The sequence below is a fragment of the Streptomyces sp. NPDC003691 genome (genome assembly GCF_053981115.1).
The window spans coordinates 82,072-106,076 of record NZ_JBSFNQ010000008.1; the positions used below are offsets into that span (position 1 = coordinate 82,072).

Annotated in this window: 25 protein-coding genes; 13 read left to right on the plus strand and 12 right to left on the minus strand. The window is 72.9% G+C overall.

The annotated features are described in order from the left end of the window. Nucleotides 1-129 precede the first annotated feature (129 nt). From ACWDR0_RS06265 to ACWDR0_RS06275, 3 genes are read right to left on the minus strand one after another with little or no spacing between them, the layout of a single operon-like run. Entirely contained in the window at nt 130-378 is a 249-nt protein-coding gene (locus ACWDR0_RS06265) for a hypothetical protein (RefSeq protein ID WP_456350460.1), read from the minus strand. A gap of 6 nt (nt 379-384) precedes the next feature. After that, nucleotides 385-555, minus strand: a complete 171-nt coding sequence (locus ACWDR0_RS06270; RefSeq protein WP_456350461.1) for a hypothetical protein — start codon at nt 553-555, stop codon at nt 385-387. Next, the gene (locus ACWDR0_RS06275) at nt 545-1,039 is read right to left on the minus strand and encodes an ATP-binding protein (protein ID WP_456350462.1); all 495 of its coding nucleotides are present in this window, start codon (nt 1,037-1,039) and stop codon (nt 545-547) included. Before ACWDR0_RS06275 ends, ACWDR0_RS06270 begins: the two co-directional genes overlap by 11 nt. A 162-nt stretch (nt 1,040-1,201) precedes the next feature. On the opposite strand from ACWDR0_RS06275, the gene ACWDR0_RS06280 reads away from it, so the two are divergent. The 3 genes from ACWDR0_RS06280 (at nt 1,202) to ACWDR0_RS06290 (ending at nt 4,014) form a co-directional block, all read left to right on the plus strand. Beyond that, nucleotides 1,202-2,476 (plus strand): hypothetical protein, encoded by a 1,275-nt coding sequence (locus ACWDR0_RS06280; RefSeq protein ID WP_456350463.1) that lies wholly within the window; start codon nt 1,202-1,204, stop codon nt 2,474-2,476. Then, complete coding sequence (locus ACWDR0_RS06285) at nt 2,473-3,096, plus strand: GNAT family N-acetyltransferase (protein ID WP_456350464.1); 624 nt, start codon at nt 2,473-2,475, stop codon at nt 3,094-3,096. The genes ACWDR0_RS06280 and ACWDR0_RS06285 overlap by 4 nt, the downstream gene beginning before the upstream one ends. Before the next feature lie 84 nt (nt 3,097-3,180). Next, nucleotides 3,181-4,014, plus strand: coding sequence for a class I SAM-dependent methyltransferase (locus ACWDR0_RS06290; protein WP_456350465.1), 834 nt, complete (start codon nt 3,181-3,183; stop codon nt 4,012-4,014). Nucleotides 4,015-4,018: 4 nt separating this feature from the next. Here ACWDR0_RS06290 and ACWDR0_RS06295 read toward each other — a convergent pair whose 3' ends face one another. Next, entirely contained in the window at nt 4,019-4,456 is a 438-nt protein-coding gene (locus ACWDR0_RS06295) for a GNAT family N-acetyltransferase (RefSeq protein WP_456350466.1), read from the minus strand. A 515-nt stretch (nt 4,457-4,971) separates the two neighbouring features. Here ACWDR0_RS06295 and ACWDR0_RS06300 point away from each other — a divergent pair. The 4 genes from ACWDR0_RS06300 to ACWDR0_RS06315 all read left to right on the plus strand — a co-directional run bounded on the left by ACWDR0_RS06300 (nt 4,972) and on the right by ACWDR0_RS06315 (nt 9,180). Further along, the gene (locus ACWDR0_RS06300; RefSeq protein ID WP_456350467.1) at nt 4,972-5,910 is read left to right on the plus strand and encodes an ROK family protein; all 939 of its coding nucleotides are present in this window, start codon (nt 4,972-4,974) and stop codon (nt 5,908-5,910) included. After that, nucleotides 5,910-7,106, plus strand: coding sequence for an N-acetylglucosamine-6-phosphate deacetylase (nagA, locus tag ACWDR0_RS06305; protein WP_456350468.1), 1,197 nt, complete (start codon nt 5,910-5,912; stop codon nt 7,104-7,106). Before ACWDR0_RS06300 ends, nagA begins: the two co-directional genes overlap by 1 nt. A gap of 261 nt (nt 7,107-7,367) precedes the next feature. After that, on the plus strand, nt 7,368-8,291 hold the full coding sequence (locus ACWDR0_RS06310) for a 1-phosphofructokinase family hexose kinase (protein WP_456350524.1): 924 nt from the start codon (nt 7,368-7,370) through the stop codon (nt 8,289-8,291). A 34-nt stretch (nt 8,292-8,325) separates the two neighbouring features. Then, nucleotides 8,326-9,180 (plus strand): class II fructose-bisphosphate aldolase, encoded by an 855-nt coding sequence (locus ACWDR0_RS06315; protein ID WP_456350469.1) that lies wholly within the window; start codon nt 8,326-8,328, stop codon nt 9,178-9,180. A gap of 159 nt (nt 9,181-9,339) precedes the next feature. Here ACWDR0_RS06315 and ACWDR0_RS06320 read toward each other — a convergent pair whose 3' ends face one another. Both ACWDR0_RS06320 and cdgB read right to left on the minus strand, forming a co-directional pair. Then, a complete protein-coding gene (locus ACWDR0_RS06320) occupies nt 9,340-10,365 on the minus strand; it encodes a CBM35 domain-containing protein (RefSeq protein ID WP_456350470.1) in 1,026 nt (341 codons plus the stop codon). A gap of 395 nt (nt 10,366-10,760) precedes the next feature. Beyond that, nucleotides 10,761-12,455 (minus strand): diguanylate cyclase CdgB, encoded by a 1,695-nt coding sequence (cdgB, locus tag ACWDR0_RS06325; protein ID WP_456350471.1) that lies wholly within the window; start codon nt 12,453-12,455, stop codon nt 10,761-10,763. A 557-nt stretch (nt 12,456-13,012) separates the two neighbouring features. On the opposite strand from cdgB, the gene ACWDR0_RS06330 reads away from it, so the two are divergent. Then, entirely contained in the window at nt 13,013-13,642 is a 630-nt protein-coding gene (locus ACWDR0_RS06330; RefSeq protein WP_456350472.1) for a flavin reductase family protein, read from the plus strand. 83 nt (nt 13,643-13,725) lie between these two features. On the opposite strand, the gene arfB is transcribed toward ACWDR0_RS06330, so the two are convergent. Then, nucleotides 13,726-14,154 (minus strand): alternative ribosome rescue aminoacyl-tRNA hydrolase ArfB, encoded by a 429-nt coding sequence (gene arfB, locus ACWDR0_RS06335; RefSeq protein WP_456350473.1) that lies wholly within the window; start codon nt 14,152-14,154, stop codon nt 13,726-13,728. A 270-nt stretch (nt 14,155-14,424) separates the two neighbouring features. On the opposite strand from arfB, the gene ACWDR0_RS06340 reads away from it, so the two are divergent. After that, nucleotides 14,425-15,000 carry a TerD family protein gene (locus ACWDR0_RS06340; RefSeq protein WP_456350474.1) on the plus strand — a complete coding sequence of 192 codons (576 nt, stop codon included), beginning with the start codon at nt 14,425-14,427 and terminating at the stop codon, nt 14,998-15,000. A gap of 36 nt (nt 15,001-15,036) precedes the next feature. On the opposite strand, the gene ACWDR0_RS06345 is transcribed toward ACWDR0_RS06340, so the two are convergent. The 3 genes from ACWDR0_RS06345 to ACWDR0_RS06355 form a co-directional block, all read right to left on the minus strand. Beyond that, nucleotides 15,037-16,509, minus strand: a complete 1,473-nt coding sequence (locus ACWDR0_RS06345; RefSeq protein WP_456350475.1) for a M1 family metallopeptidase — start codon at nt 16,507-16,509, stop codon at nt 15,037-15,039. A gap of 87 nt (nt 16,510-16,596) precedes the next feature. Next, entirely contained in the window at nt 16,597-16,818 is a 222-nt protein-coding gene (locus tag ACWDR0_RS06350; protein ID WP_456350525.1) for a type II toxin-antitoxin system VapB family antitoxin, read from the minus strand. A gap of 122 nt (nt 16,819-16,940) precedes the next feature. After that, nucleotides 16,941-17,498 carry a GlcG/HbpS family heme-binding protein gene (locus ACWDR0_RS06355; RefSeq protein ID WP_456350476.1) on the minus strand — a complete coding sequence of 186 codons (558 nt, stop codon included), beginning with the start codon at nt 17,496-17,498 and terminating at the stop codon, nt 16,941-16,943. Between the two features lie 246 nt (nt 17,499-17,744). On the opposite strand from ACWDR0_RS06355, the gene ACWDR0_RS06360 reads away from it, so the two are divergent. Both ACWDR0_RS06360 and ACWDR0_RS06365 read left to right on the plus strand, forming a co-directional pair. Next, nucleotides 17,745-19,334, plus strand: a complete 1,590-nt coding sequence (locus ACWDR0_RS06360; protein WP_456350477.1) for a sensor histidine kinase — start codon at nt 17,745-17,747, stop codon at nt 19,332-19,334. Beyond that, nucleotides 19,331-19,954 (plus strand): response regulator, encoded by a 624-nt coding sequence (locus ACWDR0_RS06365; protein ID WP_456350478.1) that lies wholly within the window; start codon nt 19,331-19,333, stop codon nt 19,952-19,954. The genes ACWDR0_RS06360 and ACWDR0_RS06365 overlap by 4 nt, the downstream gene beginning before the upstream one ends. Before the next feature lie 86 nt (nt 19,955-20,040). Here ACWDR0_RS06365 and ACWDR0_RS06370 read toward each other — a convergent pair whose 3' ends face one another. Continuing rightward, nucleotides 20,041-20,514, minus strand: coding sequence for a carboxymuconolactone decarboxylase family protein (locus tag ACWDR0_RS06370; RefSeq protein ID WP_456350479.1), 474 nt, complete (start codon nt 20,512-20,514; stop codon nt 20,041-20,043). Between the two features lie 271 nt (nt 20,515-20,785). On the opposite strand from ACWDR0_RS06370, the gene ACWDR0_RS06375 reads away from it, so the two are divergent. After that, nucleotides 20,786-21,394: a GNAT family N-acetyltransferase gene (locus ACWDR0_RS06375; RefSeq protein ID WP_456350480.1), complete on the plus strand. Its 609-nt coding sequence runs from the start codon at nt 20,786-20,788 to the stop codon at nt 21,392-21,394. A 194-nt stretch (nt 21,395-21,588) separates the two neighbouring features. Here the strand turns inward: ACWDR0_RS06375 and ACWDR0_RS06380 are convergent, their stop codons facing one another. Continuing rightward, nucleotides 21,589-22,881: an alpha/beta hydrolase family protein gene (locus ACWDR0_RS06380; RefSeq protein WP_456350481.1), complete on the minus strand. Its 1,293-nt coding sequence runs from the start codon at nt 22,879-22,881 to the stop codon at nt 21,589-21,591. Nucleotides 22,882-23,244: 363 nt separating this feature from the next. On the opposite strand from ACWDR0_RS06380, the gene ACWDR0_RS06385 reads away from it, so the two are divergent. After that, nucleotides 23,245-23,934 carry an SRPBCC family protein gene (locus ACWDR0_RS06385; RefSeq protein WP_456350482.1) on the plus strand — a complete coding sequence of 230 codons (690 nt, stop codon included), beginning with the start codon at nt 23,245-23,247 and terminating at the stop codon, nt 23,932-23,934. Nucleotides 23,935-24,005: the final 71 nt, after the last annotated feature.

The following is a 24,005-nucleotide window of genomic DNA, read 5'->3' on the forward strand; positions in this document are numbered from 1 at the left end:
TCCCTCGGCGGCTGCTGCTGATCGCCTTCGGCCCCGCCCTTGCCGTCTCCGTGCTTCCCCATGCCCTGCCGCCTTCCGCTCGCCGTTGTCCGTCCGTGTCCGCAGTCTGTGACCTGGGCGCCGCCCCCGTCAGGGCGCTTTCCGGCCCTCACCCCCCGACCGGGTGCACACCCCCGCCCCCAGCGCCCGGAGCGCACGCTCTTCGTCGGCGACGGGCCCCGGCGTGAGCGCGGTGGCGTGGCGGGGGCAGACGTAGAGCGTGGTCGCGGGCGGGATATGCCGGACCTCCACGGGCGCGGTGGTCTCCCGGCCGCAGACACAGCACCGGGCGCTCAGACACGGGGGCGGCCCGTCGGCGAGCAGGCTCTCCGGAGTCATCCGGAGTCAGCGGCGCTTCACGGGCGCGGGACTCTTCGCGGGCCCGCAGTCGGGGTGCGCGTACAGGGACGGGCGCGCCCCGGACGCGGAGAAGCCGTCAAAGACCTCGGTCTCTTCGGTCGCCTCGACGGGGTGTCCGCAGCGGATACAGGGGTCGGTACGGGGTTCATCGGTCATGGTTCAACTCCCGGATGTGAAGGGCATCGTGGCGCGTGTCCCCTGGCCCGGCGACGGCGACCAGACACCAGACTCCGAAGCCGTCGGGCGTGACGCCCCACGACTCCGCCAGCGAATCGACCAGGAACAGTCCTCGGCCGCTCTCGGCCAGCGCTCCGTCCGCGGATGTGGTGAGCCGGGCCTTGGCGAGGCCGTCCGTGACATCGACCCGTACATGACGGGCCTCCCGGCGCAAGCGGAGGGTGACGTTCCCTCTCCCGTGCTCGAAGGCATTGGCGACGAGTTCGCCGATCAACAGCTCCAGGGTGTCGCCGTACGCCTCCGCCAGGCCCCACCCGAGCGCCGTTCTCCGGCCCGTCCGCCGCGCGTACCGGACGCTCAGACGATCCCGTATGCCCAGCGGGTGACCGGGATCCGTCGAGCGGCCCATGGTGATGGCGAGCATGTCCGGGACCGTGTCCCGCTCCGGAAGTGCCTCGGCCACGGAGTTCCCCTCAGCCCTCGGCTTCGCTTACCGGAACAGTTCAGCGCCGATCCGGCACGCGGGCGGGTCCTCCGGGCGGACCTTTCGGCGGACTTTTCCACGAACATCCGGACCTGCCGCCTACGGTGAATTCGTACCGGTCCTCGTCAGACGGGAATGGGCATGCAGCAGAGCGAATCCGACGCCTTCGCCGGACTGCGCAGGGCCGCGGGCTACACCCAGGCAGGCCTGGTGGAGGCCCTGCACGCCGAAGCGTCCCGGCTCGGCATCAAGGCGGCTGTGAACGTGCGGCAGGTGCGGCGCTGGGAGCGGGACAGGCCGCCGCCGCTCCCGCACCCTGCCCAGCAAAGGGTTCTCGAAGTGCTGTTCGGGCGTCCGCTGTCCGAGATGGGTTTCGACGTGCCGCCGCGCAGGACGACGGTTCACGACTCCATCGGTGACGATGGAGAAGTGAAACGCCGTACGTTCGTATCGGGTACCGGTGCGGTCGTGGCTGCCGCGGTCCTCCCGGAGCAGCGGGGTTCCCGCGTCGGGACCGAGGCGGTATCAGCCCTGCGCCGCCGTCTGGGGACGCTTTACACCGTGGACCATTCGGCAGGAGGCATTCCCGCCCAGGCCCGGGCCGGACAACTGGAAGCGCACATCACGGAGATCCTGAACAAGGACGTCTATACGGCCCGCGTCGGCCGGGACCTTCAGACGCTTCTCTGCGAAGTGGCCTGCCATCGGGCTTGGTTCGGATACGACGGGGGCCCTTCGCAGGCCGCTCCGGCACGTACCGCCTGCCTGGAGGCCCTGGCCGCCGCGCAGCTCGTCGGAAACCCGCTGCTCCAGGTCCGGGCGCTGAACACCATGGCACTGCTGGCCGCCGACACCGGCCGGAGCTGGGAAGCGGTCTCCGCGGTGGAGAACGCCTATGAACTCGCCCGCCACGCCGGGGCCGGGCCGACCGTCCACCTCGTGATCTCGCTGCGCGAGTCCAGCGCGGCCACCTCGTCCGGAGATCTCGCGGGCGCGCGGCGGGCCCTGCACCGCAGCGTGTCGTTCCTCGCACGGGCCGGCGCGGATGACGATGTGCCGCACTGGGCACGGTTCGCCGGCCCGGTCGAGGTCGACTACGCCACCGCCTCCTACTACGCGGCCGAGGGCAGCCCGCAACGGGCTATCCCGTTCCTCAAGGCCGCCGTGTCCGGTCTCGGAGGGGGCTATCTGCGGAACACCGCCTGGTATCGCACCCGGCTGGCCCGGACACTGCTGGACAGCGGTGAGGTCGACGAGGCGTGTCACGAGGTGTCCGGGGTCCTCGACAACTGCGGCTCCGTCGCGTCCACCCGGCTTTCGGCGCGGCTCCGGTCCTTCGGAACCGCCGCCCGGAAGTCCGGCCACCACTCGGCCGGGGAAGTCGCCGACCGTATCAAGGAGGCAACCGCCGCATGACCGGGATCGTGGTCGAGCCTCTCGACGGAACGGGAGCGGCGCGGGAGGAGGCGTCCTTCACCCTGGTCTACGGGGAGGCTTTCGCGGAGCCCCCGTACCGGAAGACAGCGGCCGAGGTCGAGGCACATGCCCGCCGGTTCCGCTCACAGGTCCGGAAGTCCACCTTCCGGGCAGCCCTCGCCCGGACCGGGGACGGGGAACCCGTCGGAATCGCCTACGGATACCCCCTCGGTCCCGAAACCGGCTGGTGGGGGCGGCTGACCACGCCCGTCCCGCCCGCCCTCCGGTATGAGGACGGCAGCCGCACCTTCGGCCTCATCGAGCTGGCCGTCCGCGCACCGTGGCGGCGACTCGGGGTCGCGCGGCGACTGCACGAAGCCGTACTCCGGGATGCCCCGGAACAACGCGCCCTGCTCAACGCCCGCCCGGACGCCGCCCCCGCGCAGGCCGCATACGCCTCATGGGGGTACCGGAAGGTGGGCGAAGCACATCCGTGGGACGGGGCCGCGCCGCACGACGTACTGGTGCTCGCCCTGCACGGGACCGGCTCCGGTGCCGGAGGTCCCGGAGGTCCCGGAGGTCCCGGAGGTCCCGGAGGTCCCGGAGCGGGGCACGTATGACCTTCCCGGACGGCGTTCAGGCTTAAGGGTGATGGGACGCTCCGGATCCGGCGATCACCTCCGACCGGCCGCCAGACTTCCCTCATGACCGCACCGACTGGCTCCACACCGGTCATCGCGCCGGAGATCCTCGCCTTCTACAGCGAGACCATCGACGAATCCGTACGTCTCACCGCGACGGCCGACGGCGTCCTGGAGATGGTCCGCACCCGGGAACTCCTCCACGGCCACCTGCCCGGTCCCCCGGCCCGGGTGCTCGATGTCGGCGGTGGGCCAGGCGCTCATGCCGCGTGGCTGGTGGGCGACGGGTACACCGTTCATTTGGTGGATCCCGTGCCCCGCCACATTGAGCAGGCCCGGAGGACCGGTGCCACCGCCGAACTCGGTGATGCCCGCGCACTGACCGCGGGCGACGCGAGCTACGACGTCGTACTCCTCCTGGGCCCGCTCTACCACCTGCTCCGGCGGGACGAACGGCTACGGGCGCTGGCCGAGGCCCGGAGAGTGGTCCGGCCCGGCGGGCTCGTGATCGCCGCGGCCATCGGGCGTTACGCGTCGCTGTTCGAGCACACCGCCACCACCTGGCTCGGCACCAGGGAGCGCGTACGGGACGCGGTCGCGGACATCTTGACCACCGGCGTCCACGCGCCCGGCAGGAAGGGTTTCACCTCGGCGTACTTCCACACCGCGGCCGGGCTGGCGGAAGAGCTGGCGGCAGCCGGGCTCGGGACGGTCGGCGTGTACGGGGTGGAGGGCCCGGCCTGGGCGGCCCTGAAGGCCGCCGAGCAGCACACCGGCACCCCGCTGCCGCCCGACAGCCCCCTGTTCCTGGCCGCACTGGAGGCCGCCCGGCTGGCCGATCCGCATCCCGAGCTGCTGGCCGCGGCATCGCATCTGCTCGCCGTCGCCACGAGGTGACGGTTCACGACCGCCCCAGGATCATCCACTTCCCGGTGTCCTCCAGCGGCCCGAAGCCCGCCTTGGCGTAGAACGCGTGCGCGTCCGCCGTGGCCAGCATGATCCGGTAGACGCCCAGGGCGGCGACCTCGTCGCGGATCGCGGCGATCATCGCGGCGCCCACGCCCCGGCCGCGCAGGGACGGGTCGACGTAGACGTCGCACAGCCAGGCGAAGGTGGCCCGGTCGGTCACCACGCGGGCATAGGCGACCTGGGCGCCGGTCTCCTCCTCGTACACCCCGAAGTTCAGCGAGCCGTCGACGGCCGCGTCGTGCACCTCGCGGGGCCGGGCGGAGGCCCAGTAGCTGTCCGTGGCGAGCCACTCGTGGACCAGGGCGCGGTCCAGGCGGTCGGGGGAGTCGGATATCTCGTAGCCCCTGGGGAGGCTCGGCTTCAGACGCATACCCGCATCGAAGCAGGAAGGGGAGAGCGCGGGCCACCCTGTTCCGGGCGGGGTGGGTGGGGACGGACCTGCCCCGGGCCGGTCCGGGCGGGGTGGGTGGGGATGGGCCTGCCCCGGGCCGCCGGGCCACCCGAGAGCAACCCGCGCTGGGCCCGCACTGCCCGGTACCCGGGCGCCCCCGGACCGGAGGCCCCGGCGGGCCCGCCCACCCCCCGGGGTGCCGCGCGCCCCGGTCAGGGCCGGGCCCCGGGATGCCGTGCCCGGTCGGGTCCCCCGGCCCCGGGGAGCCGTCCCCGCCCGCCGCCCCGGAGGGGGAAAGCGCTTGCTGGATCTCTTCGGCCACTGGCCGGATCCGGAGGGTGCGGGGTGCACTCTCATCGAAGAGCGGGGAGGCGAATCGCCCCGGCGTAGCGGTATATATCCCGGCCAACCACCCCCCTCTAATTTGTATGACTGCGCAACAATTAGGTGTAGTGGACTAGACCTGTCCCCGGGTAACCCGCCAAACTGTGGGCGTGAGACACGTCATCGCCCTCGATGTGGGCGGCACCGGCATGAAAGCCGCCCTCGTCGGGGTGGACGGCACGCTCCTTTACGAGGACCGGCGGGCGACGGGGCGCGAGCGCGGAGCCGATGCCGTCGTTCAGTCGATCCTCGACTTCGCGGAGGAGCTCCTGGACTACGGGGTGGCCCAGTTCGGCCAGAGCGCCCTGTCCGCCGGGGTCGCGGTACCCGGAATCGTCGACTCCGCGCGCGGGGTGGCGGTCTATGCCGCCAACCTCGGCTGGCGTGACGTGCCCATGCGCGACCTGCTCAGCCGCAGACTGCGCGGCATCCCGGTCGCCCTCGGCCACGATGTCCGCACCGGCGGGTTCGCCGAGGGACGGATCGGTGCCGGGCGCGGCATCGACCGGTTCCTCTTCATCCCGCTCGGCACCGGCATCGCGGGCGCCATCGGCATCGGCGGCACCATCGAGGCCGGCGCCCACGGCTACGCGGGCGAGATCGGACATGTCGTGGTCCGCCCCGACGGACCCGACTGCGGATGCGGTCAGCGCGGGTGTCTGGAGACCCTCGCCTCCGCCTCCGCGGTGACACGTGCCTGGGCGGAGGCCAGCGGCGACCGGTACGCCGACGCCGCCGACTGCGCCAAGGCCGTCGAGTCCGGCGACCCGCGGGCGACCGCCGTCTGGCAGGACGCGGTGGACGCCCTCGCCGCGGGTCTCGTCACCGCGCTCACCCTGCTGGACCCTCGCACCCTGATCATCGGTGGCGGGCTCGCCGAGGCCGGGGAAACGTTGTTCACACCGCTGCGGGCGGCCGTCGAGGAGCGCGTCACGTTCCAGAAGCTGCCCGCCATCGTCCCGGCCGCCCTCGGGGACACCGCAGCGTGCCTGGGTGCCGGGCTGCTCGCCTGGGATCTGATCGCCACCGACTCGGAGGTAACCGCCTAATGGCCGCACGCGCCGCACTCGCCCACAGCGCAGCGGGCGCCGCTCGCGCCGACAGCACGATCCTCACCGGAGCCCGGGTCGTCCTGCCGACGGGGACCGTCCAGAACGGGACCGTCACCGTCGAGGGCACGAAGATCACCTCGGCCGGGGCGGGCCCGGCGCCCGCCGGCGTACCCGTCCACGATCTCACCGGGCACTGGATCGTCCCCGGCTTCGTCGACATCCACAACCACGGCGGCGGGGGCGCGTCCTTCGTCGGCGGCACCGCCGACGAGGTGCTCACCGGGGTCCGCACCCACCGTGAGCACGGCACCACCACCGTCATCGCCTCCCTCGTCACCGGCGACACCGGGTTCCTCGCCCGGCGCGCCGCCGAGCTGGCCGATCTCGTGGAGCAGGGCGACCTCGCGGGCGTCCACTTCGAAGGCCCGTTCATCTCGCCCTGCCGCAAGGGCGCCCACAACGAGGACCTGCTGCGCGACCCCGACCCGGCCGAGGTCCGCAAGCTCATCGACGCCGCCCGCGGTACGGCGAAGATGATGACCCTCGCCACCGAACTGCCCGGCGGCCTGGACTCCGTACGGCTGCTCGCCGACCACGGTGTGATCGCCGCGATCGGCCACACCGACGCCACGTACGAGCAGACAGTCGAGGCCATCGACGCGGGCGCCACCGTGGCCACCCACCTCTTCAACGCCATGCCGCCGCTGGGCCACCGCGCCCCCGGCCCGATCGCGGCGCTGCTGGAGGACGAGCGGATCACCGTCGAGCTGATCAACGACGGTACGCATCTCCACCCCGCGGCCCTGGAGCTGGCCTTCCACCGCGCGGGCGCGGGCCGGGTGGCGTTCATCACCGACGCGATGGACGCGGCGGGCTTCGGTGACGGCACCTACCAGCTCGGCTCCCTCGCGGTCGATGTCATCGACGGTGTCGCCCGGCTCGTCGACGGCGGCAGCATCGCCGGTTCGACCCTCACCCTGGACACCGCCTTCCGGCGGGCCGCGACCGTGGACCTGCTGCCCGTCGAGGACATCGTCCAGGCCATCTCGGCGAACCCGGCGAAGCTGCTGGGGCTGTACGACCGGATCGGGTCGCTGGAGCCGGGGAAGTACGCGGACCTGGTGGTCCTGGACGCCGAGTTCACGCTCAAGGGCGTGATGCGCCACGGCGAGTGGATCATCGAGCCGAAGTAGTCGAAGCAGTCGAAGTAGCCGAAGGCAGGTCCGGCCACCCGCAGGCGCACCGGCGGCCGGCCGGAACGGGGGCCGGAAGCAACGCCCGGCCGGGCCGGAACCAGGGCGGGACCGGGCGTACGAACCGGGTCCGAACAGGGAGTATTCCGGCCCGAACAGAGCAAGGCGGTTGGTCCGGGGGCTGGGCCAACCGCCCACCTTTTGGCATGATCAGGACCGTACCCGGACGACGACCGAGGCCGAAGGGGTGGTGCCGCGATGGTGATGCTGACCGTCACCCTCAACGCCGCCCTCGACATCACCTACCGCGTCCCCGCCCTCGCCCCGCACACCACGCACCGCGTCTCCGAGGTACGTGAGCGCCCCGGCGGCAAGGGCGTCAACGTCGCCCGCGTACTGGCCGCCCTCGGACACGAGACCGTCGTCACCGGCTTCGCCGGCGGGCCCGCCGGAACGGTCCTGCGCGAGCTGCTCGCCCCGCTCGCACCGCACGACGCCCTGGTGCCCGTCGACGGCGCCACCCGCCGGACGATCGCCGTCGTGGACTCCGCCACCGGCGACACCACCCAGTTCAACGAGCCCGGACCGGCCGTCTCCCCCGCCGAGTGGGCCCGCTTCCTCGACGCGTACGACGCCCTGCTCAAGGACGCCCGCGCGGTCGCGCTCTGCGGCAGCCTGCCGCCCGGCATCCATGTCGGCGCCTATGCCGAGCTGGTCCGCCGGGCCCGGGCCGCCGCCGTCCCCGTCCTGCTGGACAGCGACGGCGAACCCCTGCGCCGCGGTATCGCTGCCCGCCCCGATCTCGTCAAACCCAACGCCGACGAACTCGCCCGGCTGACGGGCGCCCTCGACCCGGTACGCGCCGTCCTCGGGGCCCGCCGCCGCGGCGCCCGTGCGGTGGCCGCCTCCTTCGGGCCCGCCGGGCTGCTCGCCGCCACCCCCGAGGGCCTCTGGCAGGCCGCCCCGCCCGTACCGGTCCGCGGCAATCCCACCGGCGCCGGCGACTCCGTGGTCGCCGCGCTGCTCGCGGGGGCGGCCGAGGGCCTGTCGTGGCCCCAGCGGCTGGCCCGCGCCGTCGCCCTGTCCGCGGCGACCGTGCTGGCACCGGCGGCGGGCGAGTTCGACCGGGGCGCGTACGAGCGGATCCTCCCCGACGTCTCCGTCACCGAACGTACGGAGCACTAGCGCACCACCTGCACAGAGAAGCTCAGGGGGATTCATGCCGATCGTCCATACGCGGGAACTCGTCGGGGCGGCCTTCGGGGCCGGGACCGCGGTCGCCGCGTTCAATGTGATCACGCTGGAGCACGCCGAGGCCGTCGCCGAGGGCGCCGAACGCGCGGGCCGCCCCGCGATCCTCCAGATCTCCGAGAACGCCGTACGGTTCCACGGCGGCCGGCTCTCCCCCATCGCCGCCGCGACCGCCGCCGTCGCCCGTGCCTCCGCCGCCCCGCTCGGGCTCCATCTCGACCATGTGGTCACCCCGGAGCTGCTGGAGGCCGCGCCCGGCGAGGGCTTCGGCTCGGTGATGTTCGACGCGTCGGTGCTGCCGTACGACGAGAACGTGGCCGTCACCGCCAAGATGGCCGCCTACGGGCACCGGCACGGGATCTGGGTGGAGGCCGAGCTGGGCCGGGTCGGCGGCAAGGACGGCGAGCCCGCGCTGGACGCCCACACCCCCGGCGTACGGACCGATCCGGACGAGGCCACCGCGTATGTCGCGAAGACCGGGGTGGACGCGCTGGCGGTGGCGGTCGGCTCCTCGCACGCGATGACCGAGCGCACCGCGGCGCTGGACCACGGGCTGATCCGGCGGCTGCGCGAGGCGGTCCCGGTGCCGCTGGTGCTGCACGGCTCGTCGGGGGTCCCGGACGACGAGATCCGGGCCGCGATCGCCGCCGGCATGGTCAAGATCAACGTCGGTACGGCGCTGAACACGGCGTTCACGGCGGCGGTACGGGAGTCCCTGGCGGCCCGCCCCGGCACCGTCGACCCCCGGAAACACCTCGCCCCGGCCCGCGATGCGATGGCCGGGACGGTGGCGGACTTCCTGGGGCTGCTGCCGGGGGTGTGACCTTCCGGCGGCCTCCCTGAGGGACCTGAGGCGAGTGAGCCGAAGGGGCGCGTCGAGTTCTGGAAGGCGAACGCGCGGAGTTCGCGAGGAACGAGCGATCGAGCACGATCGCCTGAAGAACTCGACTTCAGCGCCCCGGAGGCGAACCGAGCCCGGAAATCAGCTCTGCCGGACTTCCAGCCAGTCCAGCGTCACATCGCACAGGTTGCCGGTCTCGCAGGAGATCTTGATTTCGTTCATGCCCTTCTGCAGGTTCATCTGCGTCCAGGTCGTCTGCCAGTTGTTCTCCAGCGCCGGATCCGTCGAGTTGCGGAAGTTGTGCAGCCGGATGGCGTTGGAGTTCGGCTTCCCGTTGATCGAGAGGGTGGCCTCGGCGTTCTTCATGGGGATCGTGTAGCGGATGTACAGCTTGTACGTCCCCGCGTTCTTGATCTCCGCCTTCCAGGTCACCGAGGCACCGACCTGGTTGAAGTTGGTGACATAGGCACCGCCGGTGCCCTCCGCGCCCTTGATCCCGGTGCCGGACTCGGCCGCGCCGCCCAGCTTCAGGGTGACGGCGTCCTGCTTCGGGAGCTTGCCGGAGTCGTCGTCGTCCTCGCCCTCCTTGGGCTCGGTCGCCTTGTCGTCCGGCTGGTCCGCCGAGGGGCTCGGGCCCGCGGTGCCGTCCTTCTGCGCGTTGTTCGTGTTGACCTTTTTGTCGTTCTCGTTGGTGATGATGGCGACGGTGATGCCCACCACCACGACCGCGACCACCGCAATGGCGCCGATCAGCAGTCCTCGGGTGTTGGGGCCGCGCCCCCGGCCGCCGCCGCGGCCGGAGCCCGAGGCGACGGTGTCGGGGCCGCCGCCGTGGTAGCCGGGGCCGCCGCCGCCCGGGTAGGTCTCCGGCGCCGCGTACTGCGGGTTCGGCTGGGCGTAGGGCTGGGCGTACTGCTGCTGGCCCTGGTGCGGGGCGCCCTGGTGGTGGCCGTACTGACGCTCCCCGACCGCGCGCACCTGGTTGTACGACGTTCTCGGGACACCCGGCTGAGCCGGTCCCGGGTAGCCGTAGCCGCCGCGCCCCTGGCCACCGCCGGGCCGGGTCGCGCCCGCTGCCTGTCCGTCCTCGTACAGGTAGCCGAACGGGTCGTCGTCCTCGGGCGTGCTGCCGTTCGGCGCGCCTCCGCCGTTGTTCGCGGCCGTCATCCCTGTCACTCCTCACCATGTCGCCGGCAGTACGCCGACGCGGGCGAGCCTACCCGGTTCGAATGAACCGATCCGTCGGTGTTGACCGTGATCGTACGGATGGGACTGCGCCCCGGCCGGGCGCCCCTGCCCCCGCTTCTCCCTCAGAGCGTACGGCTGTTGGATACCGGGTCAATGAGGGGTTGGGCACAGGAGTGATACAGAGTGCGGCACAAGTGGCGTACGGGAAGCACGGGATGCGCCCCTGCCGTCCGCCCTGTCCGCCCCCGCACCGCGCCGCGCCGCGCCGCGGGACCGTGCCGCCGGACCGCCGCCGGGTCCACCGCCCGGCCCGCCGCCGGTCCCGGTCCCGATCCTGATCCCGGCTGAGGTCCCGGCTGAGGTCCCGGCGCAGGTCAGCCCGCACGCCGGTGCACCTTGGAGCGGGACCGCTTCTCGACGTACATCCGCTCGTCGGCCGAGGTCAGCACCTCGTCGACGGTCATTCCGCAGCTTGCCCAGCCGATGCCGAAGCTGGCGCCGACCCGGACCGCCCGGCCGCCCGCCCTGATCGGCAGGACGATCGCGTTCCGCAGGCGTACGGCGAGGTCGGCGGCGTCCGCGACACCGAGGCCGTCCGCGAGGACCACGAATTCGTCACCGCCGAGCCGGGCCACGGTGTCCCCTTCGCGGACACCGGTGGTGAGCCGGCGGGCGACCTCGATGAGCACCTCGTCGCCCGCCTGGTGTCCGAACCGGTCGTTGATCGACTTGAAGCCGTCGAGATCGCAGAAGAGGACCGCGAGCCCCTTGGTGCCGTCGTCGTCGCTCTCCGGGGCCACGACGTGCACATGGTGGTCGTAGGGGTTGCCGGAGTGGCCGAAGGAGTAGCCCTCGGGGTTGAAGATCGACTCGGTGTCGGCTTCGTAGTCGTACTCGTATTCGTAGGAGCCGTCGAACTCGTAGTCGTACGGGCCGGGGCCCGGGCCCTGCGGTACGGGCCCGGCCGACGGGACCCGGACCGTCCCCGGCCGCTCGCAGAGCTTGGCGCTCAGCCGGGAGCGCAGCTCGGCGCTGTTCGGCAGGCCGGTGAGGGCGTCGTGGGAGGCGCGGTGGGCAAGGGCGATCTCATGGCGCTTGCGGTCCTCGATGTCCTCGACATGGGTGAGGAGGAAGCGCGGGCCGTCGGCGGTGTCGGCGACGACGGAGTTGCGGAGGGAGACCCAGACGTACGAGGCGTCGCGCCGCCCCAGGCGTATCTCGGCCCGGCCGCCCTCGGCGGAGGTGCGCAGCAGCGTGCCGACGTCCTCGGGGTGGACCAGGTCCGCGAAGGAGTAGCGGCGGAGCACCGAGGCGGGGCGGCCGAGGAGCCGGCAGAGCGCGTCGTTGGTACGGAGCAGCCGGCCGTGCTGGTCGCCGCCCATCTCGGCGATGGCCATCCCGCTGGGCGCGTACTCGAAGGCCTGGCGGAACGACTCCTCGCTGGAGCGCAGCGCCTGCTGTTCGCGCTCCAGCCGCACCAGCGCCCTTTGCATGTTTGCTCGGAGCCGGGCGTTGCTGATCGCGATGGCCGCCTGCGACGCGTACATCTGGAGGGCCTCCTGGCCCCAGGGTCCGGGGCGGCGGCCGTTGCGGGGGCGGTCGACGGAGATCACGCCGAGCAGTTCGCGCCCGCCGCCGGAGCCGTACATCGGCGCGTAGAGGCGGTCGCGGGGGTGCCACTCGTCCTCGAAGCGCGGTTCGGGGCCCTCGGTGTGCCACTGCGGCACGTCGTCCTCGATGAGCACCCAGCCCTCGGTGTGCGGGATGAACCTCAGCTCGCCCCAGGCCTCCCCCATGGACAGCCGGCGCTCCCAGGAGGCCCGGGGGCCCACCCGGCCCGTGATGAGGGCCTCGGCGGCCGCGCTGCCCGCGAAGGCGGCGACGACGAGGTCACCGTCGGAGCGGACGAGGTTGACGCAGGCGAGTTCGTAGTTGAGGCCGGACACGACGCCGTCGGCGACGTTCTGGAGCGTGTCGGCAAGGCTGCCGGCTCCGTTGAGGTCGGCCACCACCTTGTGCAACTGCCGCAAGGTCGCAAGGCGGACGTAGGGCTCCGACTCGGTCTCCATGCTCGCTCTCCCCGAGACCTCGACAGCAGACTCCAGGTATCTCTTCGGCCTTCGTACAGCGGTCCTCGTACGGTCGTCCGCGCCCGGTCCGGAGCGCGGTTTCCCGGCCACTGAATCACAGCGAGCTGTCCACTCGGTACACAGGGTCAACAAATACCGCCCTCTGTGACTCAAGTCACATTGTCGGTTGAGAGTATCCGGCTTGTGCGGGGATGTGCTTTTGGCCCTTACCAGCGTTTTCAGAACGCAAATCAGCCAACAGTACGGAGGGTGATCAGGGGGTACGGGAGCGTGCCCGGGGGCGCGGCGGGGGCGCGCGAACCAGGGCGTACGGGCGGTGCGGAGCCGGTGCGGAGCCGGTGCGGAGCCGGTCCGGAGGCCTGGCCGCCGGTGGCGCCCGGGGTCGCTTCCGGGGGCGCTTCCGGACTGGACGGGGTCCGGATCAGGCCGGAGTACGGCTGGGGCGAGCGGGCCGCACGGGACACCCGGGGCCCATGATCCGAGCCTGAGCTGCGGCGGGACCTTGGTCCTAGGACCAAGGCAGCGCCCGGGGCCCGATGCGGCCGCCGCGGTGGCCGGTTAGCGTTCCGTGTGTGTTGCAGACAAATCCCGCGGCTGCCGCGGCTCCCGCCCCCGGGTCCGCTGCCGGGCCTGTCCACGACCCCGGTGTCCCGCATGCTGAGGGGGTGAGCAACGACGAGTTCCGCGCCGCCCTGTCGAAACTGGCCGCGGGCGTGGTCCTGGTGACCGCGTTCGACGAGGACGCCGGGCCGCACGGCGAGGACGCCGGAATGACGGCCACCGCGTTCATGTCGGTATCACTGGACCCGCCGCTGGTGATGGTGAGCCTGCGCAACGGCTCCCGGATGGACGACCTGCTCGCCGAACAGCCCCACTGGGCCGTCTCGGTGCTCGCCGAGAGCCAGCGCCATATCGCGGGCCGGTTCGCCATGAAGGGCCGGCTCAGCGACCGGCTGCTCTTCGAGGACATCCCGTACCGCCGCGGCACGGTCAGCGGCGCCCCGCTGGTCGGCGGCGCCCTGGCGACCCTGGAGTGCCGGACCGAGCAGCGGGTCGTCGCCGGGGACCACACCCTGGTGATCGGCCGGGTCCTGGAGGCGGGCCTGCCGAGCGCGGAGGGCGGCCCGCTGCTGTACTTCCGGGGCCGTTACCGGCAGCTGGGCTGACGGGCCGAGGTGCCACCCGGCCGGGCACGGGGCACGGGATGCCGGGCGCCGGGCTCCGGATACCGGACGTCAGGCATCAGGCATCAGGACCAGTCCCGGCCCGTGCGGCCGCGCTTGGTCTCCGCGCGCTGCTTCTTCTCCCGCAGCCGCCGCTCGTTGATGCCCCGCGGAATACGGGTGGCCCGGCGCGCCTTCGGCGGCGGGGCGGTCGCCTCCGCCAGCAGCGATGCCAGCCGGACGGCGGCCGTCTCGCGGTTGCGCCACTGCGAGCGGTGCTCCGAGGCGCGGACGGCGATCACCCCGCCGGTCAGCCGCCCCGCCAGCCGCTCCAGCGCCCGGTCCTTCCAGACCTGCGGCAGCGCGTCCGTGGCCGCCAGGTCGAAGCGCAGCTCGACCTGGGAGTCGCTGGTGTTGACGTGTTGTCCGCCCGGCCCCGACGACCTGGAGAAACGCCACATCAGCTCGGCCTCCGGCAGGGAGACCGAACCGCGGATGACATAGGGCCCGGACATGCCCCCATGGTCCCCCGGACGGGCCGTCCCCGTCACCCCGGTTTCCGCCCCGGTCCACGGAACCGGCCCGCTGCCCGGCGAGAGCGCCGCAGGAAACACCCCAGGAGCACCGCAGGAAACACGGCAAGCGGTTGTGGAACCCGTCACCGCTCTCCCGGCGTTATGGGGGTTGGGGGTAGCTTCGGGCACGAGGCTCTCGTCCATAACGGTCCGGACCGGGTGGTCCGGACCGGAGACTCGGCAACGACGCGAAACAAAGGGGATGTCCCAATGGCAGTAAGCCTGACCAAGGGCGGCAACGTCTCGCTCACCAAGGAGGCGCCCGGCCTGACCGCGGTCACCGTCGGCCTCGGCTGGGACGTCCGTACGACCACCGGCACGGACTTCGACCTCGACGCCTCCGCGATCGGGGTCAACGCCGCGGGCAAGGTCGCGTCCGACGCGCACTTCGTCTTCTTCAACAACCGCGCCACGCCGGACCAGACCATCGTCCACACCGGCGACAACCGGACCGGCGAGGGCGGCGGCGACGACGAGCAGATCAACGTCAACCTCGCGGGCCTGCCCCTCGACGTCGACAAGATCGTCTTCCCGGTCTCCATCTACGACGCCGTCACCCGCAGCCAGAACTTCGGCCAGGTGCGCAACGCGTACATCCGGATCGTGAACCAGGCGGGCGGCGCCGAGATAGCCCGCTACGACCTGAGCGAGGACGCCGCCGTCGAGACCGCCATGGTCTTCGGCGAGCTGTACCGCAACGGCGCGGAGTGGAAGTTCCGCGCGGTGGGCCAGGGCTATGCCGCGGGCCTGGAGGGCATCGCCCGCGACTTCGGCGTCAACCTCTGACCCGACCGGACCCGGGCCGCCCGGTCCGGCCCCTCGTCAGGGCCGGGCCGGGCGGCCGTCTCCGTACAGCCAGACGTCCCACACCGCGCTCAGGTCCCGGCCCGACACCTGCTCCGCGTAGGCGGTGAATTCGGCGGTCGAGGCATTGCCGTGCCGGTGCGCCTCGGGCCAGCCGCGCAGCAGCGCGAAGAACGCCCGGTCGCCGGCCGCCTGCCGGACCTTGTGGAGCACCATCGCGCCCCGCCCGTACACCGGCGGGTCCGAGATCCGCGCCGGGGACGGCGGATCGGCGGGCGGGAAGGCCCAGTTGGCGTCATCGGCGTACGCCGCCAGGAAGGGCCGCTGCGCCGGGACCTTCTCCCGGTCCTCCGCCCACAGCCACTCCGCATAGGTGGCGAAGCCCTCGTTGAGCCACATGTCCCGCCAGGCCGCCGGGGAGACCGAGTTGCCGTACCACTGGTGGGCCAGCTCATGGACGAGCGTCGGCACGTCGTACATCCCGGCAGGCACCACCGGGCGGCTCTGGGTCTCCAGGGCGTAGCCCGCGTCCCCGTCCCGTACGGCGATCGCCCCGGCGGAGGAGAAGGGGTACGGGCCGAACCGGCCCGCCGCCCAGCTCAGGAGTTCGGGGATCCGGTCGGTGACGCCCCGGGTGGCGCCCGCGACGGCCGGATCGGCGGCGGAGACGACGGGCAGCCCGCCGGGGGTACGGGAGCTGCGCAGTTCGTACGGCCCGATCGCGACGGTCGCCAGATAGGAGGCCATCGGCTCGGCCGACCGCCAGACGAAGGTCGTGGCGCCGCGGGCGCCGGCGCTCCGCCGGGCGAGCTCGCCGTTGGATACGGCGGTCAGCCCCCGGGGGACGGTGATCGCGAGCTCGTAGGTGGCCTTGTCGGAGGGGTGGTGGTTGCCCGGGAACCAGGCGGCCGAGCCCGCGGGTTCCCCCAGGGCGAGCGCCCCGCCGGGGTTGCGCAGCCAGCCCTCCTCCGAGCCGTCGGCGTCGGTGACGGTACGCGGTGAGCCGGAGTAGCGGACGGCGGTACGGAAGAGAGCGTCCCGGCGGATCCCGGCGGGCGGCCGGACGGTCAGCTCGTCCCCGCTCCGCTCGGCCACGGCCCGCTTCCCGTCCACGGTCACCTCGGCGACGTCGAGCCCGTGCAGGTCGAGATTGAAGGCGCTCAGGTCCTGCCCGGCACGGGCGAGGATCTCCGCGGTCCCGGAGAGCCGCCCGGCGGCGGGCTCGTAGTCGAGGGTGAGGGTGTAGTGCCGTACGTCGTAGCCGCCGTTGCCGAGCCGCGGAAACAGCGCGTCCCCGACCCCGGCGGCCCCGGCGCCGCCGTCACCGTCCCGGCCGCCGGTACAGCCGCTGAGGAGCAGCGCGCCCGCGAGGGCGCAGGCCACCAGGGAGCGTGACAGGCCACGCGGGGCGGGAAGGGCCGGTTCGGCAGGCGACACGGGCACTGCGGACGGTGCCGGTTCGGCGGGTGGGTACCGGGGTGACCGGGGCATGGGCCGATCCTAGGAGCTGCTCCCGGTAGTTGTCCGGAGCCGGGCGGCAGAGAAGGCGGACCAAGCCGGAGGTGTCGAGAAGGTAGATCACCAGCCGCGCTTCTCCGCCTCGTGGAGCCGCTCGGCGTCCTCCACCGCGCCCCACTCCCCGGCCCGCTCGAAGTGCAGGCTGAGACGGGCCGCGCGCTCCTGCTGCTCGGCGTAGAAGGCCAGGGCCAGATTGACCGCTTCCTTCTTGGTCCTGACCTTCGCCAGGACCATCACGCGCGCCAGGACTTCGTCGTCGATGTCGATCCGGGTCACCGCCATGATGCTCACCCCGCATCCCTTATTGGCTATGCACGAAGAAAAACACATCACCAACATTGGAGGCGGGGGGCCACTGCGGGGCGGGCCGGAGGCCGGCCCGCCCCCGCAGCCGGGGTGCGGGGTCAGCGGCCCAGGGCCGCGACGCCCGCCTTGGCGAACTCCTCGTCCTGGGCGCCGCTCGGGGCGCCCGCGACGCCGATGCCCGCGATGGGGGCGCCCTTCGCCTGGACCGGCGCGCCGCCGCCGAGGAAGAGGGTGCCGGGGATGTCCTTCAGGTTGGGAGTGCTCTCCAGGCGCTTGACCAGCTCGGAGGTGGGGGCGTTCCAGGAGACGGCGGTGAACGCCTTCTTCTGCGCCGACTCGTAGGACTGCGGGCCCGCGCCGTCGCCGCGGAGCGTGACGACGGTGTTGCCGTTGCGGTCGACGACGGCGACGGTGACCCGCTGCCCGGCGCGCTCGGCGGCGTCCAGCGTGGCCTGGGCGGCCTTCGTCGCGGCGTCGATCGTCAGATGGGTGGTCTGCTGGAGGTTGCGGTTGTGGGTGTCGGCCTTGACCGCGGCGCGGGACTCGGCGGCGGGGGCGGAGGCGTTCGCGGACACCGCGCCGAACGTACCCGCGCTGATCGCGACGGCGGCGACGGTACCGGCGACGACACGGGCGCGGATCGACATCTTCTTCATGGTCGTAGCTCCTGGCTGCGGTGGGTTCCTGCGGTTCCCGGGTCGGTCGACCCGTCTGCCTTCGATCCTGGTGCCGGTCACGGCCCGCTACCGTCGGCGTACCGGCTCGTCACCGCGTGCATGATGGAGGACGGGAGGGTCGGCCGATCGGCTGATGCGGGGGCGGTCCGCGCGGGTCACGATGCGGGGAAGATGCGGGGAAAGAGACCGGTTCACCCCGGCACGTACGAAGGAACGCCGATCAGCATGGAGCGCAACGCCGCCGGGGACCCGGCCCGGCCGGACGCCCCCTCGGGCTCCCCGCAGGGGGGCGCGGGCGGGCCCGCGGCCACCGGTGCGGCCGGGCAGGGGGGTGAGCCGACGGCAGGGAGCAGGGCCGGTACGACAGCCCCGGGCGACCCGGCGGCCGGGAGCAGGGCCGGGGCCGAGCGGGGCGCGCGGTGGGACGACCGGTGGCTCGACGCCCTGATGAACATCGCCTTCCTCACCCTTCTCGGCGGTGCGCTGCTCCGCTATGTGCTCAACCACTCCGACAGCCCCCGGCTGCCCTGGGTGATCGGACTCAGCGCCGCGCTCGCCGTCCTCCAGCTCGCCGGCCCCCGGCTCACCCCCCTGCTCGGCCGGGTCCCGCCGCGCCGGGCCGAGCTGCTGCGGTTCGGGCTGACCGTCGGCTGCTGGGTGGTGGTCGTCCTGCTCGCGCCCAGCTTCGCCTGGTGCGCCGTACCGCTGATCTACACCGCGCTGCGGTCCCTGCCCGAGCGGGCCGCGCTCGCGCTCGTCGCCGTACTGAGCGCCCTGGTCGTCTACGCCGAGTGGCAGCTGCGGACCGGACTCGACCCCAACCTGTTCCTGCTGCCGCCGACCGTGGCGGCGCTGGCGACCGGGGTGTTCCTCCATATGCGCCGCCAGGCGGACCGGCTGCGCGCCCTGGTCGACGATCTGATCAGGACCCGGCGCGAGCTGGCCGCGACCGAGCGGCGGGAGGGCACCCTCGCGGAGCGCCAGCGGCTCTCCATGGAGATCCACGACACCCTCGCCCAGGGCCTGTCCAGCCAGCAGATGCTGCTCCAGGCGGCGGAGCGGACCTGGGACAGCGATCCGGGGACCGCGCGCGGCCATGTCCGTACCGCCGAGTCCATCGCCGAGCGGAGCCTCGCCGAGGCCCGCCGCTTCGTCCACGACCTGGCCCCGGCGGACCTGGCGGCGGGCGGCGGGCTCGCACAGGCCCTGCGGGCGCTGGCCGGGCGCGAGTCCGACGGGGCGCTGCGGGTGCGGGTGCTGGTCGACGGGGCGCCGGACGCCCCGCTGCCGGTCCGGGTCCAGTCGGCGCTGCTGCGGATCGCCCAGGGCGCGCTGGCGAACGTCCGCGAGCACGCGGCCGCATCCCTCGCCACGATCACCCTGACCCATCTCGGCGACCAGGTCCTGCTGGACGTCGCGGACGACGGCCGCGGCTTCCCGGCGGGTGAGCTGCCCGCTGCGGGGGTGGCCGCGGGTGACCTGCCCGCGGCCGCGGGCCCGGCAGAGCCGGTGCGGGGCGGCGGTTCCAGCGGCACGGCGCCCGGAATGCGCGGCCACGGCATCGCCGCGATGCGCGCACGGGTCGGCGGGCTCGGTGGCGTACTGACCGTCGAGTCCACGCCCGGCGAGGGCACGGTCGTCTCGGCCGCGATCCCCCTGGACCGGCCGGTGGGCCCGCCCGTGAACCGCAGCGAAGACGACGGCGGAGAACACTCCGGAGAACACTGCGGAGACCAGAACGAGGACCGCGGCGGGGCCCGTCCCCCGGCCGGTCCCGCGGACCATTCCCCCGACCCCTCCCTGGAGCGGAAGTGACCCCCGTACGGATCCTGCTCTGCGACGACCACGCCGTGGTCCGCGCCGGACTGCTGGCCCTCCTCGGCAGCACCCCGGACATCGAGGTCGTCGGGGAGGCGGGCAGCGGCGAGGAGGCCGTCGCGATGGCGGCGAAGCTGCTGCCGGACGTCGTCCTGATGGACCTCCAGCTCGGGCCCGGTATCGACGGGGTCGAGGCGACCCGGCGGATCGCCTCGCCCGAGGTGCACGTCCTGGTGCTGACGACGTACGACACGGACGCCGACATCACCCGCGCCATCGAGGCGGGCGCGACGGGCTATCTGCTGAAGGCGGAGCGCCCGGAGGAGCTGTTCACCGCGATCCACTCGGCCGCCCAGGGCCGTACGGCACTCTCCGCGCCGGTCGCCACCCGGGTCATGGACCATCTGCGCGGCACGGGCCGCCCGGCCCTCACGGACCGGGAGACCGACATCCTGGGCCAGTTGGCCCGGGGCCTGGGCAACCGGGACATCGCCCGCGCGCTGTTCATCAGCGAGGCGACGGTGAAAACCCATCTGGGCCGGATCTACGCCAAGCTGGGCGTCGACACCCGGGCGGGCGCGGTGGCGGTGGCGAAGGAACGCCGGCTGCTGCCGTAGCCCGCCGGGGCGCCGACCGCCCCGGGCCCGCGCCGGTCAGCCGAACCGGCCCGGCCCTGGGTCAGCCGAACCGGCCCGGGCCTGGGTCAGCCGAACTGGCCCGGTACATAGCCGCCCGCGGGCTGCTGGGTGATCACCATGGTGCGGTTCGCGGCATTGATGATCGCGATCAGGGCGACCAGGCCGATGAGCTGCTCCTCGTCGTAGTACTTGGCGGCGTTCGCCCAGACCTCGTCCGGGACGCCGCCCGCGGCGTCGGCGATCCGGGTGCCCTGCTCGGTCAGCTCCAGGGCGGCGCGCTCGGCGTCCGTGAAGACCGTCGCCTCCCGCCACACCGCGACCAGGTGGAGGCGCTGGACCGTCTCCCCCTCCTCGGCCGCGTCCTTGGTGTGCATGTCGACGCAGAATCCGCAGCCGTTGATCTGGCTGGCCCGGATCAGCATCAACTCCTGTACCGTGCGCGGCACTCCCGAGGCCGCGACCGCCTTGTCGACCCCGCCGAAAGCCTTTCGCAGCTGCCGGGCGACCGGGCTGTCGGCCATGTCCACGCGAGCGTTCATTGCTGTTCCTCCGTCATGGGATCGGCGTTGTGCCCATAGGACGGCTGCCGTACGCCGCGCTGTGACATCTGCCGGATGTGACGGGCGTCTCCTCGCCCTGGACCGGCCGCCCGGGGCAGACCGGGGTCGTGCCGGGCCGCGCGGGGCAGACCGGGGCGGACCGGGCCCGTGTGAGGCCGCCATCCACCGCCGCCCCAGGGGTTCTTGAGGGCACCCGGCCTTATCGGAACCCGGTCCGAACTGCGGAAATCGTCGAATGCAGAATGCGATCATGGCTATCAAGCACATACCGCAGCCGGCCACCGCCGACGACGCAGCCGCGATCAGTGGTTCGCTGGCCCGCGCCTTCGACACCGATCCGATGATCCGCTGGTTCTTCCCCGACGACGCCTCCCGCACCGAGACGCTCGGCAGCTACTTCAGCACCATCTTCACCCGGCAGTACGCGGCCCACGCGGTCTGCGAGCGGACCGCCGACGCGGCCGCCTTCTGGGTGCCGCCGGAGGCCAAGGACAAGGCCGTGCCGGACGGCGAGACCATCGGCCGGCTCCAGGAGCTGCTGGGCGACCGCGCCGAGGCGTTCGGCGAGGCGGTCGGCGCGGTCTCCGCGCTCACCCCCGCGGAGCCGCACTGGTATCTGGCGCTGATCGGTGCCGACCCGGCCGCCCAGGGCACGGGCCAGGGCGGCGCGCTGATGCGCTCGGGCCTCGCGAAGGCCGACGCGGCGGGCCTGCCCGCGTATCTGGAGTCCTCGAAGCCGGAGAACCTCCCGGTCTACGAGCACTTCGGCTTCGCCGTCCGCCATGAGATCGAACTGCCGGGCGGCGGGCCGAAGCTGTGGGCGATGTGGCGCGAGCCGCGGGGCACGGCCGCCGTCTGAACAGCCGGCCGGGCACCCGCCTCTCCCGGGTGTACCCCGGTATCCGGTCCACGGGCGCCGTGAAGTGACGGGTGCCGGTGAACCGGAGCCTGAGGCCATCCGGCTCGGATGGCCTCAGGGCTGCTTCAGCACCGCTCAGCACTGTTCAAGAACTGTTCAGGGACTGCTCGGCACCGCTCGGCGCTGTTCGGGAATCAGGACTTCTTCAGCCCGAGCTGCCGGACTATCCAGGCCGTGGTGTCCGCCTCCGCCCGGCCGACGATCGTCATATGGTCCGCGTCCGGGTACTCCCGGTAGGTCACCTCCGCCCCCGGCTTCCGTATCAGCTGCTTCGCATAGGCCGAGACGACATGCGCCTGCACGATGTCGTCCTTGGCGCCCTGGCCGATGAAGAGCGGACGGTCCAACGCGGCTACCGGGATGTCCACATGGTCGCGGAGGGCCTTCAGCAGCGCCGGTTCGGTCTCGGGGCGCTTCTTCCACATCGTGCGGTCGGTCAGACCCAACTGCTTGACCTGTACGTAGAGATCCTCACCGCAACCGGTACGGGCGGTCGGGATCAGCTGCCGCGCCCGGTCCGAGTAGAGGTGGGTGAAGTCCAGCTTCGGGTCGATCGCCAGCACCCCGTCCATGACCAGGGGGTAGAGGGCGGTCCGGGCGACCCGCTCATCCGACGGGGAGTCCGAACGGTCGGACACCAGACGGGACATCGTCGTCGGCGGCGCGGTGGCCACGGCACCGCGGAAGTCCAGTCCGGGGGCGTAGCGGGTGGCGTAGACCGCCGTACTGATCGCGGCGTGACCACCCTGGGACTGCCCCATCACCACCCAGGTCCGGGAGAGGCCGAGCTTCGCCTGCCGGGCGGCGTGCACGATGTCGACGGCCCCGTAGGCGGCGCTGCGGGCATGGAGATAGGGGTGCGGGCCGGGCGTGCCGAGGCCCTCGAAGTCGGTGGCCACGATGGCGACTCCCCGGTCGAGCCACCCCCGTACCCCCATATCGTCGAGGTAGTTCACCGGTTCGCGGCTGGGGGCGCACCGGTCCGCGTTGCCCACGGTGCCATGGGCGAGGGAGATCATCGGCCAGCCGCCCTTCGGGGGCTTCCCGGCCGGGGCGAAGAGCAGCCCGGAGACGGTGACCTTGCCGCCGTTCGCGCCGGTGGAGGTGTACTCGACGACCTTCCCGGGGCCGCCGTGCGGCCGGGCCGCGACCGGCAGGTCGACCGCCTTGAGCAGCTTGCCGCTGCCGGGCGCGGGGCGCACCGCGCCGGCCCCGGGCGCGGAGGCGGTAGTGGAAGCGGAGGCGGAGGCGGGATTGGAAGCGGGAGCGGAGGCGGCGGCGGATCCCGAACGCCCTTCCGCGGTGGCGTCCGAATCCGTGCAGGCGGTGAGGGTTGCCGCGAGCGCGGTGACGGTCGCGGCGGTCACGGCGACGGTGGCGGCCCGGCGCGCGGTTCGGCGCGGGCGGGCCGGTCGTGCTGTGGTCACTGGTGTGCCTTTCGCAAGGTGACGTACGAGTGCGTACGAGTTCCCCGGCTCGGGTACCGGCCGCGGGCGTACGTCCCGGCGGACGGCGGCGCGGGGAGTGGTCATCGCGCGATGTACTGAACGGTAACCGCGTGGGGGGCTACGACTGAAGGCACCTGGAGACCGATTCGACGCATCGTTCCCGGCGATGACAAGGCCCCGGTTTCTCGTCCTCCGGGCGCACAACCGGAAGGCCCGGATTCCCGTCCGGGGTGCCGGAGTTCTTATGGCATGCCATGGCATGGCACGGCACGGCACGACCGGCGGCGTAGCCTGCACCGGAGCGGGCCCGGTCCGGCCGGGCCCCGGAGAGGGGCGGGACCGATGGCCGTACGGAACGTCCACGAACGCCGTATCGCGGCGGCGCCCGAGCGGATCGGCGCACTGCTGGACCGGCTCGCGTCGGACGACGATCCGCTCTGGCCCGTCGCGGACTGGCCACGGATGCGGCTGAAGGGCGGAGCCTCCACCAAGGTGGAAAGCACCGCCCCGGAGACCGACCCCGAACCCGCCCCGGAGACCGACCCGGAGACCGACTCGGTGACCGGCCCGGAGTCCGCCGCGGACAGCGGTCCGGAGGGCGGCCCGGACAGTCGCCCCCTCACCGTCGGTGCCGCGGGTGGACACGGCCCGGTCCGGTACACGGTGGTCGTCCATGAACCGGGGCGGCTGGTGCGGTTCCGTTTCACCGGCCCGCGCGGTTTCGACGGCCACCACGAACTGGCCGTCCTTCCGGCGGACGGCGGTACGACGCTGCTGCGCCACACCCTGCTTCTCGTCCCGCAGGGGGTGGCCCGGATCTCCTGGCCGTTCTTCTTCCGCCCCCTCCACGACGCTCTCATCGAGGACGCGCTCGACCGTGCCGAACGGGCGGGCACGGGCGCCGTCGAGCGGCCCGCGCGATGGAGTCCGTACGTCCGGTTGCTGCGCGCGGGCGCCCGCGCCGCCCGGCCCCGGCGCCCGGCCGGCTCCGGGCCCGCCCGCTCCCCTGCGGCGGGCGGACCCGGGGCGTAGCAGCCGCGGCGAACTACCGGGCGGGGTTCCGGATACGGCTCCGGAGCGGACCCCGCCCCCGGGACCGGCTC